15 protein-coding genes are annotated in these 17,741 nt (G+C 32.9%); 13 read left to right on the top strand and 2 right to left on the bottom strand.

Annotation, left to right across the window (positions count from 1 at the left end; genetic code table 11):
- Positions 1-141 precede the first annotated feature (141 nt).
- The 13 genes from EDC18_RS09070 (at position 142) to EDC18_RS09010 (ending at position 16,216) form a co-directional block, all read left to right on the top strand.
- Positions 142-1,284: a 5-(carboxyamino)imidazole ribonucleotide synthase gene (locus tag EDC18_RS09070; RefSeq protein WP_243115103.1), complete on the top strand. Its 1,143-nt coding sequence runs from the start codon at positions 142-144 to the stop codon at positions 1,282-1,284.
- Between the two features lie 28 nt (positions 1,285-1,312).
- Positions 1,313-1,828 (top strand): 5-(carboxyamino)imidazole ribonucleotide mutase, encoded by a 516-nt coding sequence (gene purE / locus EDC18_RS09065; protein ID WP_132252388.1) that lies wholly within the window; start codon positions 1,313-1,315, stop codon positions 1,826-1,828.
- A 10-nt stretch (positions 1,829-1,838) separates the two neighbouring features.
- Entirely contained in the window at positions 1,839-2,546 is a 708-nt protein-coding gene (gene purC, locus EDC18_RS09060; protein ID WP_132252386.1) for a phosphoribosylaminoimidazolesuccinocarboxamide synthase, read from the top strand.
- A 44-nt stretch (positions 2,547-2,590) separates the two neighbouring features.
- Positions 2,591-3,958 carry an amidophosphoribosyltransferase gene (gene purF / locus EDC18_RS09055; RefSeq protein ID WP_132252384.1) on the top strand — a complete coding sequence of 456 codons (1,368 nt, stop codon included), beginning with the start codon at positions 2,591-2,593 and terminating at the stop codon, positions 3,956-3,958.
- A gap of 14 nt (positions 3,959-3,972) precedes the next feature.
- Positions 3,973-4,998: a phosphoribosylformylglycinamidine cyclo-ligase gene (purM, locus tag EDC18_RS09050; protein ID WP_132252382.1), complete on the top strand. Its 1,026-nt coding sequence runs from the start codon at positions 3,973-3,975 to the stop codon at positions 4,996-4,998.
- A complete protein-coding gene (gene purN / locus EDC18_RS09045; RefSeq protein ID WP_132252380.1) occupies positions 4,992-5,639 on the top strand; it encodes a phosphoribosylglycinamide formyltransferase in 648 nt (215 codons plus the stop codon). Before purM ends, purN begins: the two co-directional genes overlap by 7 nt.
- Positions 5,636-6,901, top strand: a complete 1,266-nt coding sequence (gene purD / locus EDC18_RS09040) for a phosphoribosylamine--glycine ligase (RefSeq protein WP_132252379.1) — start codon at positions 5,636-5,638, stop codon at positions 6,899-6,901. Before purN ends, purD begins: the two co-directional genes overlap by 4 nt.
- 426 nt (positions 6,902-7,327) lie before the next feature.
- Entirely contained in the window at positions 7,328-8,923 is a 1,596-nt protein-coding gene (locus tag EDC18_RS09035) for a DUF5050 domain-containing protein (protein ID WP_132252377.1), read from the top strand.
- Positions 8,924-9,193: 270 nt separating this feature from the next.
- Positions 9,194-9,559, top strand: a complete 366-nt coding sequence (locus EDC18_RS09030) for a DUF4234 domain-containing protein (RefSeq protein WP_132252375.1) — start codon at positions 9,194-9,196, stop codon at positions 9,557-9,559.
- 164 nt (positions 9,560-9,723) lie between these two features.
- Positions 9,724-13,209 (top strand): DNA polymerase III subunit alpha, encoded by a 3,486-nt coding sequence (locus tag EDC18_RS09025; protein ID WP_132252373.1) that lies wholly within the window; start codon positions 9,724-9,726, stop codon positions 13,207-13,209.
- 40 nt (positions 13,210-13,249) lie between these two features.
- Positions 13,250-14,230, top strand: coding sequence for a 6-phosphofructokinase (gene pfkA / locus EDC18_RS09020; protein ID WP_132252371.1), 981 nt, complete (start codon positions 13,250-13,252; stop codon positions 14,228-14,230).
- Between the two features lie 169 nt (positions 14,231-14,399).
- Positions 14,400-14,561: a rubredoxin gene (gene rd, locus EDC18_RS09015; RefSeq protein ID WP_132252369.1), complete on the top strand. Its 162-nt coding sequence runs from the start codon at positions 14,400-14,402 to the stop codon at positions 14,559-14,561.
- 275 nt (positions 14,562-14,836) lie between these two features.
- Entirely contained in the window at positions 14,837-16,216 is a 1,380-nt protein-coding gene (locus tag EDC18_RS09010; RefSeq protein ID WP_132252367.1) for an L-cystine transporter, read from the top strand.
- A gap of 57 nt (positions 16,217-16,273) precedes the next feature.
- Here the strand turns inward: EDC18_RS09010 and EDC18_RS09005 are convergent, their stop codons facing one another.
- On the bottom strand, positions 16,274-17,017 hold the full coding sequence (locus EDC18_RS09005) for a hypothetical protein (protein WP_132252366.1): 744 nt from the start codon (positions 17,015-17,017) through the stop codon (positions 16,274-16,276).
- Positions 17,017-17,703: an ABC transporter ATP-binding protein gene (locus tag EDC18_RS09000; RefSeq protein WP_132252364.1), complete on the bottom strand. Its 687-nt coding sequence runs from the start codon at positions 17,701-17,703 to the stop codon at positions 17,017-17,019. Before EDC18_RS09000 ends, EDC18_RS09005 begins: the two co-directional genes overlap by 1 nt.
- Positions 17,704-17,741: the final 38 nt, after the last annotated feature.

Raw genomic sequence — 17,741 nt, 5'->3', positions numbered from 1 at the left:
TGAAAGTATGATTTTCAAACTTGCTTGCAAGGATTTGAAAATCATACTTTCAACGAAACTTATGTCTCGAGAACAGGCAAAAGTTGAGTTAAATGAAAGTGTAAGAATAAATTTGTTATAAATAAAAAAGGAGTATTTACTATGAGAATGACTAGAATAGGTATTATCGGCGGTGGACAACTTGGTAAAATGATGATACTAGATGCAAAAAGACTAGGCTACTATGTAGTGATATTGGATCCAAACAATCATTGTCCTGCTCATAGTATAGCAGATGAACATATCGTAGCAGAATTTGATAATATAAATGCTTTCTTTGAATTAGCAAGTAAAGTAGATGTAATTACTTATGAGTTTGAACATATTAATGTGGATGCACTAAAAAGTCTTGAAGAAAAGGGGCATAGTGTTTACCCAACATCTAATACATTATCCCTTATACAAAATAAATATATACAAAAAAAATGGTTAAAAGAAGCAGGTATCCCAGTACCTAATTTTATAGCCATCAATTCAATAAATGACTTAGAACCAGAAAAATTACCTTTTTCCTTTCCAGTGGTATTAAAAACTTGTACAGGTGGTTATGATGGAAAAGGGAATTATGTTATCAAATCACCAGAGGATATAGAAAATGCCTACAAGACATTAGGAGAAGGAAAAGTACCTCTTATGTTAGAGGAGTTTATACCTTTTGAAATGGAAATATCCGTGTTAGCATGTAATGATCAAAACAGAAAAAGTATCCTATTTCCTATTGCAGAAAATATCCATGTGAACAGCATATTAGATGAAACTATTGTACCAGCTAGAATTAAAGAAAGTATGGCTGCAAAAGCATTAAAAGTTGCAGATGATGTAGCCCATCAAGTGTCTAGTTGTGGTATGCTATGTATAGAAATGTTTATTACAAAAGACGGTAATGTAGTGGTAAATGAAATTGCACCAAGACCACATAACTCGGGACATTATACCATAGAGGGATGTTATACATCCCAATTCGAACAGCATATAAGAGCAATTGTAGGATTGCCTTTTGGAAATACAGAATTAATAAAACCAACAGTAATGAAGAATATAATCGGACAGATCAATATAGATAAAGATGTAGAAGTAGAAGGCTTATACGAAGCACTAACAGGTGGGCAAGTAAAAATCCACTTATATGAAAAAACAAGTGTTAGTATAGGAAGAAAAATGGGACATATTACAGCTTGTGATACAACCATTGAAGGTGCATTAGAAAAAGTAAGAAATGCTCACGCAAAAATTAAGTTTGTATAGGATTGTTTATACTAGAAAGGAGTTTCCAATGAGTGTAAAAGTAGGCATAATTATGGGTAGTGATTCAGATCTGCCAGTAATGCAAAATGCAGGAAAGGTACTAGATGATTTAGGTGTTGAATATGAATTAACCATTGTATCAGCACATCGTACCCCAAAAAAACTTTATGAGTATTCACAAAGTGCCAAAGATAGAGGACTAGAAGTGATTATTGCAGGAGCAGGCGGTGCAGCTCATTTACCAGGTATGGTTGCCTCATTAACAACGTTACCTGTTATAGGTGTCCCTGTAAAAAGCAGTACAATGAGCGGGTTAGACTCTTTATACTCAATTGTACAAATGCCTCCTGGTGTACCAGTGGCAACAGTTGCTATTAATGGCAGTTTAAATGCGGGGTTATTAGCAGCACAAATTATTGGTGTTTATAATAAGGAAGTCAGTGAAAAATTAGTAGAGTACAAAAACACTATGGAAAAAATGGTTTTAGATAAAGCAGATAAACTTGAAGACCTTGGTTATGAGAAGTATCTAGAAGAAAGATAAGAGGTGTGCCATGGAAAAAAGAGATTTATTATACGAAGGTAAGGCAAAAAGAGTCTATACAACAGATGATAAAGATATTGTAATGGTAAGCTATAAAGATGATGCAACAGCCTTTAATGGTATTAAAAAAGGAACCATTCACGATAAAGGCAAAGTCAATAACGAAGTCAGTAACAAAGTAATGATGTACTTAGAGGAAAATGCCATACCAACCCACTTAGTGAAACAAATTAATGAAAGAGAAACCCTAGTTAAGAAGGTAGAGATTATTCCTTTAGAAGTTATTGTAAGAAATAAAGTAGCAGGAAGTTTGGCAAAAAAACTTGGATTAGAAGAAGGTACCATATTAAAAAGACCTATTTTAGAATTCTGTTACAAAAAAGATGAATTAGGAGATCCATTTATAAATGTGGATCATATACTAGCTGCTGAATTAGCCACAGAAGAAGAGATTGAAATAATACAGAAAATGGCTAGAAAAATTAATGAATTGTTAGTAGGGTATTTTAAAAATATTAATATAGATTTAATCGACTTTAAAATAGAATTTGGACGTACACCAGATGGACAAGTGATTTTAGCAGATGAAATATCACCAGATACTTGTCGTTATTGGGATGCTACAACAGGAGAAAAATTAGATAAAGATAGATTTAGAAGAGATATGGGTAATGTGGAAGAAGCTTACCTTGAAGTTTACAATAGAATTTTTGCATAATGTAACACAACAACTGTTTTGATAGAATTATGGAGGATAAGGCCATGTTTAGTGACAAATTAAAAGAAGAGTGCGGCGTTTTTGGTGTATATAATAACGATGAATTTGATACGGCTAGAATGACATATTACGGAATATTTGCCCTTCAACATAGAGGACAAGAAAGTGCCGGTATTGCAGTAAACAACCAAGGGACAATTCTTTATAGAAAAGAAATGGGAATGGTATCAGAAGTATTTGACGATGTGGTTCTTGACTCTTTAAAAGGTCATTCAGCCATTGGACATGTTAGATATTCAACTTGTGGAGACAGTTTAAGAGAAAATGCCCAACCATTAGTAGTAAAGTACACAAAAGGCCATATGGCAATTGCACATAATGGTAACTTAACCAATGCAGAAAAACTAAGAGAAGAATTAGAGGCACAAGGCACAATATTCCAAACCACTACAGATTCAGAAGTGATTGCAGCATTATTATCAAAAGAAAGAATAAAAGTAAATGCCATTGAGGACGCACTAAAAGAAGTAATGAAAATTATAAAAGGGGCATATTCCCTATTGGTATTAACACCACATAAATTAATCGCAGCAAGAGATCCATTAGGTATTCGTCCATTATGTATTGGTAAAAAAGAAGATTCCTTCTTTGTATCTTCTGAATCAGCTGCATTTGATGGATTAGGCATATCATTTGTCAGAGACGTAGAACCAGGAGAAATTGTAGTTATTGACCATAATGGGTTACGTTCTATTCAAACCAACACAGAGAAAAAATCAGCACTATGTGCTTTTGAATTTGTGTACTTCGCAAGACCAGATAGTGTTATGGAAGGTTTAGAAGTATACGAAGCAAGATTTAAAGCAGGAAGAATTTTAGCTCAAGAACACCCAATTGAAGCAGATGTTGTGGTAGGAGTACCAGACTCTGGACTTGCTGCAGCACAAGGATACTCAGTAGAAGCAGGCATTCCAATTGTTGGTGGCTTTATGAAAAATAGATATACAGGAAGAACTTTCATACAACCTTCTCAAGAGTTAAGAGAATTAGGTGTTAATATGAAACTTAATCCTATTAGAAGTCAGATAGAAGGTAAAAGGGTTGTAATGATTGATGACTCTATCGTTAGAGGAACAACAAGCCGTAGAATCGTACAATTGTTAAAAGACGCAGGGGCATTAGAAGTTCATGTAAGAATTTCATCACCACCGGTAAAATACTCTTGTTACTATGGTGTAGACACAGCAGAAAGAAAGCATCTTGTTGCCAACTATATGAGCATCCAAGAAATTGGAGATATGATAGGCGCAGACAGTTTAGGATATATTAGTGAAGACGGATTATTAGAATCAGTAAAGGGTAATTTTAATTTCTGTACAGCATGTTTTAGTGGAGATTATCCTGTAAAATAAGGAGGATTTAGATTATGGATTATAAAAAAGCAGGTGTAGATATAGAAGCAGGTTATAAGGCAGTTAGCCTTATGAAAGAGCATATCAAAGGAACAATGAGACCAGAAGTATTAACAGATATAGGAGGGTTCTCAGGGTTATTCTCTTTAGCCAACCATAAATTCGAACATCCTATTTTAGTATCAGGAACAGACGGTGTTGGAACAAAGTTAAAATTAGCATTTATATTAGAAAAACATGATACAATTGGTATAGATTGTGTTGCTATGTGTGTTAATGATATTGCTTGTTGTGGTGCTGAACCATTATTCTTTTTAGATTATATCGCTTGTGGCAAAAACCATCCAGAAGCCATTGCAACCATTGTAAAAGGTATTGCAGAAGGATGTAAAGAAGCAGGCGCTGCCTTAGTAGGTGGAGAAACGGCTGAAATGCCAGGGTTTTACGATGAAAAAGAATATGACTTAGCAGGATTCTCAGTAGGTATAGTGGATAAAAAAGACCTTATTAATGGAAAAGATGTAGAAGAAGGAGATGTGCTTCTTGGTATTACATCTTCAGGCATTCATAGTAATGGCTACTCATTAGTAAGAAAAGTATTTGAAATGACTAAAGAAAATTTAAACACTGAATATAAAGAATTAGGCTGTACTTTAGGTGAAGAATTATTAAAACCTACAAAAATCTATGTAAAAGCCATAAAAGCTTTAAAAGACACAGGGTTAAAATTAAAAGCTATTAGCCATATCACAGGTGGTGGTTTCTATGAAAACATTCCAAGAATGTTAAATGAAGGCTTTGAAGCGGTTATCAATAAAAACAGTTATGAAGTACCAGCGATCTTTAAGCTTCTTATGGAAAAAGGACAAATTGAAGAAAAAGCAATGTACAATACTTTCAATATGGGTATTGGAATGGCTATTGTAATGACAAAAGAAGAAGCCCAAAAGGCAAAAGAAATACTTAAAAATGAATTAAATGAAGAGGCTTATATTATTGGAGAAATCAAAAAAGGCGAAGCGGGAGTTACAATATGTTAAGAATTGGTGTACTTGTTTCTGGTGGTGGAACAAATCTACAAGCCATAATAGATCGAGTAGAGAATGGACAATTAAAAAATGTAGAAATAGGATTGGTTATTAGCAATAAAGAAGATGCTTATGCATTAGAGAGAGCCAGTAAGTACAATATTCCTACAAAGTGCCTAGCCCCTAAAACCTTTGAAAACAAAGAAGCATTTAATCAAGAATTAATAAAGACTTTAAAAGATGCAAGTATTGATTTAGTAGTACTTGCAGGCTTTTTAGTTGTTCTAGATAAAGAGGTTATACAAACTTTTGAAAACCGTATCATCAATGTACACCCATCTTTAATTCCTGCATTTAGCGGAAAAGGATTTTACGGATTAAAAGTACATGAAGCAGCTCTTGAACGTGGTGTTCAGTACACAGGTGCAACGGTGCATTTTGTAGATGAGGGGACAGATACAGGACCTATCATCATGCAAAAGGTGGTAAAAGTATTACAAGAAGACACACCGAGCACATTACAAAAAAGAGTAATGGAAGAAGCAGAATGGGAAATAATGCCCCAAGCCATACAAATGATCGCAAACAATGAGATTATCATAGAAGGTAATAGAGTGATTACTAAAGGTAATACAAAGGAGGAAGCTAAATGAAAGTATTAGTCGTTGGTAGTGGTGGAAGAGAGCATACAATAGTATGGAAGTTATCTCAAAGTACTAGAGTAGATCAAATCTTCTGTGCGCCAGGTAATGCAGGCATACAATCATTAGCAGAATGCGTTGATATAAAAGCAACGGACATTGAAGGATTGGTAGCCTTTGCAAAAGAAAACAGCATAGACCTAACCATTATTGGGATGGACGATCCTTTAATGTTAGGCGTTGTAAATGTTTTCGAAAAAGAAGGGTTAAAAGTATTTGGCCCAACAAAAGAAGCGGCAATCATTGAAGGATCAAAAGCCTTTTCAAAAGACTTAATGAAAAAATACAATATTCCAACAGCAGGCTATGAAGTGTTCACAGATGCAGATGAGGCCATAGAATACTTAAAGTCTAGTACCTATCCAGTGGTATTAAAAGCAGATGGTTTGGCATTAGGTAAAGGGGTATTGATTTGTGAAAGTTATGAAGAAGCCTTAGAAGGTATCAATACCATTATGGTAGATAAAAAGTTTGGAGACGCTGGAGACAAGCTTGTTATAGAAGAATTTATGACAGGAAGAGAAGTGTCTGTACTGGCTTTTTGTGATGGGGACCATATCATTCCAATGACAAGTGCACAAGATCATAAAAGAGCAAAAGACAATGATGAAGGCTTAAACACTGGAGGAATGGGCACATTCTCACCAAGTCCATTTTACACAGATAAAGTTCATGAATTTTGTGAGAAACATATTTATCAAGCAAGTATCGATGCAATGAAAAGTGAAGGCAGACCTTTTACGGGTATTCTATTCGTTGGCCTAATGCTAACACCAGAAGGACCAAAAGTATTAGAATACAATGCAAGATTCGGTGATCCAGAAGCACAAGTAGTTCTTCCAAGAATGGAAAATGACTTAGTAGATGTGGTAGAAGCATGTATAGAAGGTAGACTAAATGAAATAGAATTAAAATTCACAGATGACGCAGCCGTATGTGTGGTACTAGCATCAGATGGTTACCCACTAAACTACGACAAAGGCTTTGAAATCAAAGGATTAGATTGGTTTGACACTCAAGAAAACTACCACTGCTTCCACGCAGGAACAGCCAATAAAGACGGAAAAATAGTAACAAACGGTGGAAGAGTATTAGGCGTAGTAGCAAAAGGGGAAGACCTAAAAACAGCAAGAAAAAATGCTTATAAAGCAGTTGAAAATGTAAGCTTTGATAATAAATATTATAGAAGTGATATTGGTAAGTCAATTGAATAGATGGTATGGATAAAAAAATCTCTCTTTGTATAAAGAGAGATTTTTTGTACAAATAAATAAATGGAAAAAACTGCAAGAAAATCACCTGCTCAATTGTTAGGTGAATTTGGTTTAATGAAAGCCATAGGCTATAGAGAAATGCAATTACTAAAAATTATGGGATTATAAGCCATTATTATTGGTTGTATAAGTTTTATATAATTTCTGTATTTCTTTATATTATTGCTATTTTTGTTGGTGGAATGATTTTGTAAAATAATTTATCTATGTATATGCAACAATTGAAGTTAGGATTGGATATAGGTCAGATAATAAGAAAACTCTCAAGTAACTGTCACTTAATACAGAAAAATATTTACAAAAATGAAATATAGTGATAAGTTTAAAAGGATATTAAAAATATCAGAAATATAGGGGAGATTATATATGGGTAAAAAGTTATATGTATTGGTATTATTATTTATTCTATCATTAAATTTAATACCTACACAAAGTATTGCAGCAGAAAAAAATGTGAAGGTTCAGTTGCCAAAGTTCACAGTTACATTAAATGGAAATGTGGTTGAAAATGAGTATCGAGAATATCCACTGCTAGTATACAAAAATATTACATATTTTCCAATGACGTGGTATGATTGTAGGCTTTTAGGGCTTGAAACTAAATGGTCTCAAAACGAAGGTTTTGAAATCTATGAAAGTAAAGTCACATCTTCTTATGTGTCATATAAAACACAGTTGAAAAACCAAGATGCTTATAATGCAACTATACCTGAATTCAAGATTAAAATAAACGGAAAATCAATAAATAATGCTAAGGAAGAATATCCATTTTTAGTTTTTAGAGATGTAACGTATTTTCCGTTAACATGGAAGATTGCACATGATGAATTTAATTGGGATTATAAGTGGGATAATGCAGAAGGACTTATGATCAATTCTAAAAATCCACAGTTAGAAACTTTAAATCTTTCAAGAGATGTTAGTGAAAATGGTATTATGCTTTTTGAGGGGTATTATTATTTTGTAGAAACAGTAGAAGCTACAAATGAAATCTATAGGGTACCTAAAAATAATATCTTAGAAAAAGAATTGGTATATTCCTATGATTTGAATGATTCATATGGATTTAATAATCGTGTGTCCTTCGATATAAGAGACAATGAACTTTGGTTTTCTTATCATTATGGCGGTGCTGTAATGGGATATGATGTATACTGCAAAGTAAATGATGATGGAAGAGCTACTGTAGAGTACAGGGGATACCTTGATCTTAAAAAGGTTTCTAATGGTACCTTAATTATTAATCAATCCGTCCCGCCTGATGGTAATAATCTTGAATTTTTACCATCAGATAAGAATCAAGAGAGTAGAAGACTTGGAGATTCAAACCTAATCTATGGATGGCATATAGAAATTGATGAACAAACAAGTGGTTTCAATGGTAATAATATGACTACGGTAATTGAAGAGAATGTTTATATAATGGCATCTTCTTATCCATTAGAAAATGGAGACTTAAATAAAATATATAACATAAATCTAATTACGAATGAAATAGCTAGAGTAGTAGATTCAAGTGTAAATTGGTTCAAAATTATTGAGGGCAAGATTTATTATATAAAAGATTTCGATGAGGATTTGTATGTAGCAAACTTAGATGGAACGAATGAACAAAAAATAATAGATATAGAGTTGCCAACAACTATAGAATGGTTTGATATAATTAATCATAACCCCTTTTATTTGGTGGAAGATGAAGAAAAACAATTTTATCTTTACAAGGTGGAGGAATGTGGTGAAGACACACTTGTTCTAAAGGAGTCCATTGAAAGAATCAAAGTAGTAAACAATAAATTGGTTTGCAAATTGGCAGAAGGAAAAGATTATGGGTTGAAGATATTTGATGATGAAGGAAATATAAATCTAGCCATTACAGATCAAGTGGAAGACATTTTTACTTATGAAGATAGAATTATAATGACCATGAAAGATGGTTCAATAAAATTATTAAAAATAGAATGAATCAATTTATGAGAGACACAGAGGGACGGTCGTGTTGTCGTTAGAACAGAGAGTATGAATTTTATTTATTAGATAGAAGAGCAAGGAAAATCCTGAATACTATGACAGAATAAAAAGGTTATAAGAATACAAGGAAAAGGAAGAAATGCTCATTATACTTTATAAAAAGGTTTAATTTCACTTAGCAGAATAATAACTTGGAAATGTTATGTGTAAAATATAACATTTTATGGTAAAATCAATCTAAGTACATTTTAGGGGGACATTTATATGCAAAAAAGAAGTATTGGTGTGTCAATTCTTTTAACATTTTTGACTTGTGGAATATATAATATATTCTGGATCTATGGAATGGCTGATGATTTAATTCGTTATAATGGGGAAAGTGAAAGTAGTGCAGGTTTAGAAATTTTACTTGGATTTTTAACTTGTGGACTTTATTTCTACTATTGGTATTATAAAATGGGTAAAAGAGTCTACAATGCCCAAGTTAAAGCCAATATGTATGCTAACGATGATTCAGTATTGCTTCTTATACTTTCTATTTTTAGACTAAGCATCATATCAGATGCCATCATACAGCATAAAATAAATGAAATCTGTGACAATCATAATCACTACAGAGTAGAATATTAAAAAACATAAATAATTCATTTTAGGGGACTAAGATGAATTATTTTTTATTTCCTAGAAAATGCTATGGATTCTAGTCAATCCACCTACTAGTAAAGAAACAATCCTTATGATAAAATAAAACTATCTATGTAGTCATTTGTCAGAAAAGAAAAGGTTGGGGTCATATGGAACAACTAAAGTTTACCCATCTCCATGTACATACAGAGTACAGTTTGTTAGATGGGTCAAGTAAAATTAAAGAATTATTAAGTGTTGTTAAAGAACAAGGTATGGACAGTATAGCTATTACAGACCATGGCGTTATGTTTGGTGTAATAGATTTTTATAAAGAAGCTAAAAAACAAGGAATTAAGCCGATTATTGGCTGTGAAGTCTATGTGGCACCTAGAACCCGCTTTGATAAAGAACCAAAGGTGGATGATAAGAATTATCACTTGGTTTTATTAGCTGAGAATCAAAAAGGTTATGAGAACTTAATGAAATTGGTTTCAAGAGGGTTTATTGATGGGTTTTATTATCGTCCTAGAATAGATTACGATATTCTAAGAGAGAATAGTGAAGGTTTAATTGGCTTAAGTGCTTGTCTTGGTGGAGAAGTGTCTAATAAGATGCTGAATTATTCCTATGATTTAGCTAAGGAAGCAGCATTAACTTATCAAGAAATTCTAGGGAAGAATAATTTCTTTTTAGAATTACAAGACCATGGGTACAAAGAGCAAAAAACAGTGAATCAACAATTGATTCGATTAAGTGAAGACACAGGCATTCCCCTTGTAGCCACCAATGACATTCACTATACCTATAAAGAAGATGTGGAAGCCCACGATATTCTTTTGTGTATACAAACCAATAAAAAAGTGGATGACGAAGATAGAATGCGTTACAGTGGTGGACAATTTTATTGTAAATCCCCAGAAGAAATGTATAAGATATTTCCATATGCAAAGAAAGCATTAGAAAATACATACGAAATTGCACAGAGATGCCAGGTAGAATTTGAATTTGGAGTGACAAAACTTCCAAAATATGATGTACCGGAGGGGTATACAGCAAGTGGTTATTTAAGAAAGATTTGTTATGAAGGTTTGAACAATAAATACAAGGAAATAACAGAAGAGTTAAAGGAAAGATTAGACTTTGAGTTATCCATTATAGAGCAAATGGGCTATGTGGATTACTTCCTAATTGTATGGGATTTTATAAAATATGCCAAAGACAATGATATTATTGTAGGACCAGGTAGAGGGTCTGCAGCAGGTAGTTTGGTGTCTTATACATTACAAATTACTAATATTGATCCCATTAGATACCAATTGCTTTTTGAAAGATTTCTTAATCCTGAGAGAATTAGTATGCCAGATATTGATATTGACTTTTGTTATGAAAGAAGACAAGAAGTCATTGATTATGTTGTAGGCAAGTATGGGGATGATAGAGTTGTTCAAATCATAACATTTGGAACAATGTCAGCTAGAGCTGTTATTAGAGATGTTGGTAGAGCCCTTAATATGCCTTATGCAGCAGTGGATAGAATTGCAAAAATTATACCAACAGAATTAGGCATTACCATAGATAGAGCATTAGAGATTAGCAAAGAATTGGCAGATTTGTATAAAGCCGATGAAGAAGTGAAGTATCTTATTGATATGTCTAAAAGGTTAGAGGGCATACCAAGACATTCATCTGTTCATGCAGCAGGGGTTGTTATTAGTCAAAAAGAGGTTGTAGAGTATGTCCCTTTATCAAGGTCAAACTCAGATGATGCCATTACAACTCAGTTCACTATGACAACATTAGAGGAACTTGGTCTTTTGAAAATGGACTTTTTAGGTCTTAGAACTTTAACGGTTATTCAAAATGCAGTGAAGCAAGTGTACCATACAAGGGGTATTGAAATAGATATAGATACAATTCATGAAAGTGATGAAGGGGTATATGATCTTATAGGTGCAGCAAAAACAGAAGGTGTTTTTCAATTAGAAAGTGCTGGCATGAAAAGCTTTATGAAAGAGTTAAAGCCTAGGAACTTAGAAGATATCATAGCAGGAATTTCTTTGTATCGTCCAGGACCAATGGATTTTATTCCTAAGTATTTAAAGGGCAAGAATAATAAAGATTCAATCACATACTTATGTAAAGAGTTAGAACCTATACTAAAACCTACTTATGGTTGTATCGTTTATCAAGAGCAAGTTATGCAAATTGTAAGGGATTTAGCAGGATATACCCTTGGTAGAAGTGACTTGGTACGACGTGCTATGTCAAAGAAAAAAACCGATGTAATGGAAGAAGAAAGAAAGAATTTTATATATGGGAATGAAAAAGAAGGGGTAAAAGGCTGTGTCAACAATGGTATTAGTGAAGAAGTGGCTAATATGATTTTTGATGAAATGACGGATTTTGCCAAATACGCTTTTAATAAATCCCATGCAGCAGCTTATGCCATAGTAGCTTATCAAACAGCGTGGTTAAAATACTATTATCCTCTTGAATTTATGGCAGCTTTAATGACTTCAGTTATGGATAACTCAACCAAGGTATCTGAGTATATTGCAAACTGTAAGCAAATGAATATCCAGTTATTACCACCGGATATTAATGATGGCTATGGACATTTTTCAGTTTCAGGGAGTGCCATAAGATATGGGTTAGCAGCCATTAAAAATGTTGGTAAGACAGCCATACAAGGGTTAGTCCAAGAAAGAGAAGAAGGTGGCTTATATACCAGTATCACCAATTTTATTGAAAGATTAAGCAATAAAGACCTTAATAAGAGAACCATAGAAAGTCTTATAAAAGCAGGGGCCTTTGATTCCCTTGGTGGCAATAGAAAACAGTTTATGATTGCTTATAAAACCATACTAGATAGTGTGGTTCAAGGTAGAAAAAGAACCATAGAAGGTCAAATGAACTTATTTGATCTTGGTGAAGAAAAAGGTTTAGAAAAACTAGAAGAAAGTCTTCCCAATGTTGATGAATACCCACAAGAAGCTTTGCTTGCCTATGAAAAAGAAGTCCTTGGTATATACATTAGTGGTCATCCCCTTGGAGAGTATGAAAAAGAGTGGCGAAGAAATATCTCAGCCACCAGCCTTGAATTTATTAATAACGAGGAAGAGGATAATGAAGAACCTAAGTTGATAGATGGACAAAAAGTGATTATTGGTGGGATTATTACCAATAAGGTCATCAAAACCACAAGAACCAATCAACTTATGGCATTTGTTACAGTAGAGGATTTGTTTGGCACAGTGGAAGTTATTATTTTTTCAAGGGATTACGAAGCTTATAAAGATTGGTTAAATGAAGATGAAAAAATTTATGTGCAAGGTAGAGTTAGTGTGAATGAAGAAACAAAACTGGTATGTGAGAAAATCATTCAATTTGAGAAAATACCTACTGAATTGTGGTTGAAATTTGATGACTTAAATGCCTACCAAGGTTTAAAGAATAATCTGGATGTGATTTTGAAACAATATGAAGGAACTAATGAGGTATACATATATCTTAGTGACCAAAAAGCGGTTAAGAAAATAAAAGAAAAAGCAGCCATAGGTCATGGATTGATTCTTGCCCTTAATGAATTAATGGGTAGTGAAAATGTAAAAGTAAACAAAAAAACAATAGATAAAGTCTTTAAGTTCAAGTAGAAGAATCCGTTAAAAATTCTTAAAAAGATGGTGAAGAAAAATGAAAGAAATTAATACAATTGGTGTTTTAACAAGTGGTGGCGATGCTCCTGGCATGAATGCAGCCATAAGAGCTGTTGTCAGAATGGGATTGGCTAAAGGAAAAAGAGTAATGGGCATTCGAAAGGGTTATAATGGTTTGATCAATGAAGATATTATAGATATGAATGCAAGAAGTGTTTCAGACATTATTCAAAGAGGTGGAACCATATTATATACAGCCCGTTGCCAAGATTTTTTCACAATAGAGGGTCAAACAAAAGGGGCAAATATATGTAGAAAATATGGCATTGATGGATTGGTTATTATTGGTGGTGATGGTTCTTTTAAAGGAGCAGCAGCCTTAAGTGAACTAGGGATTAATACCATAGGGGTTCCAGGAACCATAGATTTGGATATTAACTGTACTGATTACACTATTGGGTTTGATACAGCAGTGAATACGGCAATGGAAGCAATAGATAAAATCAGAGACACATCCACGTCTCACGAAAGATGTAGTGTTGTAGAAGTAATGGGTAGACATGCAGGATATATCGCACTGTGGTGTGGTATTTGTAATGGTTCAGAAGATGTTTTATTACCTGAAAAAGGGAAGATATCTACAAAACAAATTATTAATAATATTATTGCCAATAGAAAAAAAGGTAAAAAACATCACCTTATTATTGTTGCTGAAGGTGTAGGTGGCACAGAAAAATTAGCAAGAGAGATTGAAGAAAAAACTGGAATAGAAACTCGAGCAACAATACTTGGACATTTACAAAGAGGCGGAAGTCCATCAGCTGTGGACAGAATGCATGCTTCAATGATGGGCGCCTATGCTGTTGATCTTTTATGTGAAGGCAAAAGCAATAGAGTGGTTGCTTACAAAGATGGTAAGTATGTTGACTTTGATATTGAAGAAGGTAGAAATATGATTAAAGTAATTGATGATAGAAAATTCCAAGTTAGTCAAATATTAGATAAATATACTTTATAAAAAAAGGACTATACAAATAATGGTAATTATTGTTATTATATAAATAACACTTTTGTTTGATAGATAATCCAATTTGTACAAAAGAAAATACAACTGTATAAGTATAAGTTTATCCATCCAAAAGTATAATATCAAGAACATAATACAAAGTTGAAAGGGGAAAATTACTATGCAAAAATGGGTATGTGTTGTATGCGGATATGAATATGATCCAGAAGTAGGAGATCCAGATAGTGGAGTAGCTCCAGGAACAGCTTTTGAAGATATTCCAGATGATTGGGTTTGTCCACTTTGTGGAGTAGGTAAAGATGATTTTGAAAAAGTTGATTAATTATAAAAACTGTCCGTGAAATTTTCATAGGGCAGTTTTTTTATGCTTAGAATTAGGCAAGTATAAACTTTGATTATCAAAATTAAGGGTTATAATTTTTAAAATAAAAAAATATAAATAATACATAGCAGTAAAGGAGGTTATGTAAAATCTCAAAAAAATTGACAGATTTATAAAAATTTGGTACCATTACATTAGATTAAACATAGTATACATATATGATTAATAGGTTATAGAAGAAAAATTATTTTAAATATAATGAAGGAGGATTCTCTATGAGTACGTTTTTATCTGTATTAATTAATATTATTGTTATGGTAGGGATCGTTTGTGGTTTGTTTGTGTTACAGAAGAAACATGTTTCATTTACTAAAAGAGTACTTCTTGGTTTGGGTATAGGTATCCTTTTTGGCGCTATATTGCAATTGATTTATGGTTCATCTTCTGAGGTGGTTAGGGAATCTAACACCTGGTTTTCTCTGATTGGAACAGGATATGTAAGATTATTAAGAATGATTGTTATTCCTCTAATTTTTGTATCTATTACCAGTGCTATCATCAATCAAAACAATAAAAACCTTGGTAAAATGGCAGGATGGATTATTGGGGTATTATTAATTACAACGGCTATTTCAGCTTTTGTAGGGGCTGGAACAGCCAGCATCTTTAATTTATCATCTGAAGGGTTACATGTAGGAGAAAGTGAAATTCTTGCTACAGAGAGATTAGAGAATAGGTTGGTTGATTTTCAATCTAAACCATTCCAACAGCAATTTGTTGAGATTATTCCTTTGAATCCTTTTTATGCTATGACAGGTCAAGGAAGCAATGCAACATTATCAGTGGTACTATTTGCAGTATTACTGGCTATTGCAACTTTAGGACTTAGAAGAAAGCAGCCTGAATCAGCAGAGTTTATTAGTAAAATGGTGAAGTCATTACATGATGTCATTATGCGACTAGTGACATTGGTCTTAAGATTAACACCTTATGGTGTTTTGGCATTAATGACAAGAGTGGTTTCTACAAGTGATTTCAATGAAATTACAAGATTAATTACATTTGTTGTTGCCAATTATGTAGCAATGATCGTAATGCTTGTGATTCACTTAATCATTTTAGCTTTATTCAAATTAAATCCTTTTACATTCCTAAAAAAATCTGCACCTGTTTTATCATTTGCATTTACATCAAGAACTAGTGCTGGTGCATTACCACTTAATGTAGAAACACAAGTAGATAAATTAGGGGTTTCAGAAGGGCATGCCAACCTTTCAGCATCATTAGGTCTTAGTATAGGGCAAAATGGTTGTGCAGGTATTTATCCAGCCATGTTAGCTGTTATGATAGCACCTACAGTAGGGATTAATCCTTTAAATCCTGTATTTTTAATTCAACTTATTGTTATTACAACTTTGGCTTCCTTTGGAATCGCAGGTGTTGGTGGTGGCGCTACATTTGCAGCATTAACAGTTTTATCAGCTATGGGATTACCTGTTGGTTTAGTAGGGCTTTTAATTGCTATAGAGCCACTGATTGATATGGGAAGAACAGCTTTGAATGTAAGTGGTGCTATGGTTTCAGGATTGGTATCAGGAAAAGTAATGAATGAAGTGGACCTAGAAGTGTATTCAAGTCCCCTTAGTGAGAATTAGATAAGTATGTATAAAAAAACTGTCCAGTTTAATTAGGGGACAGTTTTTTTGTATGCATTATAGATCAATATGTTTTTCTAATAATGCAGCTGTTAGGAAGTAGATTAGCAGAGAAACAATAAATATAATAAAACTAGAAACAATTGACATACTAATGCTTGTTAAGTTAGTGAGAGCATTTATAATTTTGAAAAGGTTATCCAATATGAATGAATGAACGACTATATTAATTAGAATAAATAAAATAAAGGAAATAAACCCTTTAAATTTGTTTTGAGAAAGCAAAGTGCTGCTTAAGGTAATGGCTAAATAAGCAATAATAATAAAGTTAAACCAAGACATTAACAATTCAAATGTATTGGCGAAAATCACTCTAAATGATATATGATCTTCAATAAGGGTAAATATAAAATATACAAAGTCCATATTACTATTTATAGCAGTAGCAATAATGTCATAGTTAATACCAAAGGCAATAATAAACAATATAAAAGCAAGTATAATTTCAATAAATGCTATAAGAATTTTTGCACCAAGAATTTCGTAGGCGTTTCTAGGAACTAAAAAGAGGCTATAACCTGTTTTGTTTTTCAACTCTCTTGAGTAAGATTGAATGCTATCAATAAAAATGACAAAGATGCCTATATAGGATATAAACAAAAACAAACCAATACCAAATGCCAAATTATTCTTTACTTTTAATTGAAAGAGGATAAACCCTTCTGCTAAGAATATAACAGTGATAGCAATTAAAAAGAGTCTCCATTTTTTCATTGCTTCATATTTAAGTAATTGAATCATTAGGCAAATACCTCCTTATATAAATCTACAATAGACTTACCATGTTCAGATCGTATGACATTGGCATCACCTTGAATAATGATTTCACCATCTCTAAGATAAAGAACACTACTAAGAATTTTCTCCATTTCATCTACTAGATGACTTGATATTAAGATGGTATTGTTTTCATTAGCTGTTTCTACTATAGTTTGAATAATTTTTTCTCTTGTGACGAGATCAATACCATTTAGGGGTTCGTCTAACATAAATAGGTCTGCATTTCTAGATAAGGTGGCGGCTATTTTAAGTTTTGCACCCATTCCTGTTGATAGACTACTTACTTTAGTTGTCATCTCTAGTTTCATAAACTCAATCAATCTCTTGTACTTTTCCATATTAAAATCATCGTAAAAGTCATTAAAATACTGTCCTACAGTTTTAATCGTCATAAAACCATAAAGAAATTGTTCTGTAGGCATGTAAGCGATTCTTGACTTTGTTTTTGATCCTATGTTGATATTCTTAAAAAAGATAGAACCTGATGTTGGGTTAACGAGACCAGCAGCTATTTTCATTAGAGTTGTTTTTCCACTTCCATTTGGTCCAAGAATACCACAAATGACCCCTTGGGGAATTTCGATACTGACATTTTTCAAGGCTTTTTTATTTAAGAAGCCTTTTGTCAAATTTTCTGTTTTTAACATATATAACCCACCCTTATTATTATTTATAAAGACATTGC

Source organism: Natranaerovirga pectinivora, from assembly GCF_004342165.1.
GTDB classification, from domain to species: Bacteria; Bacillota; Clostridia; order Lachnospirales; family DSM-24629; genus Natranaerovirga; species Natranaerovirga pectinivora.
The sequence above is the reverse complement of the archived record's forward strand: the minus strand, read 5'-3'. Positions and strand labels throughout refer to the sequence as shown.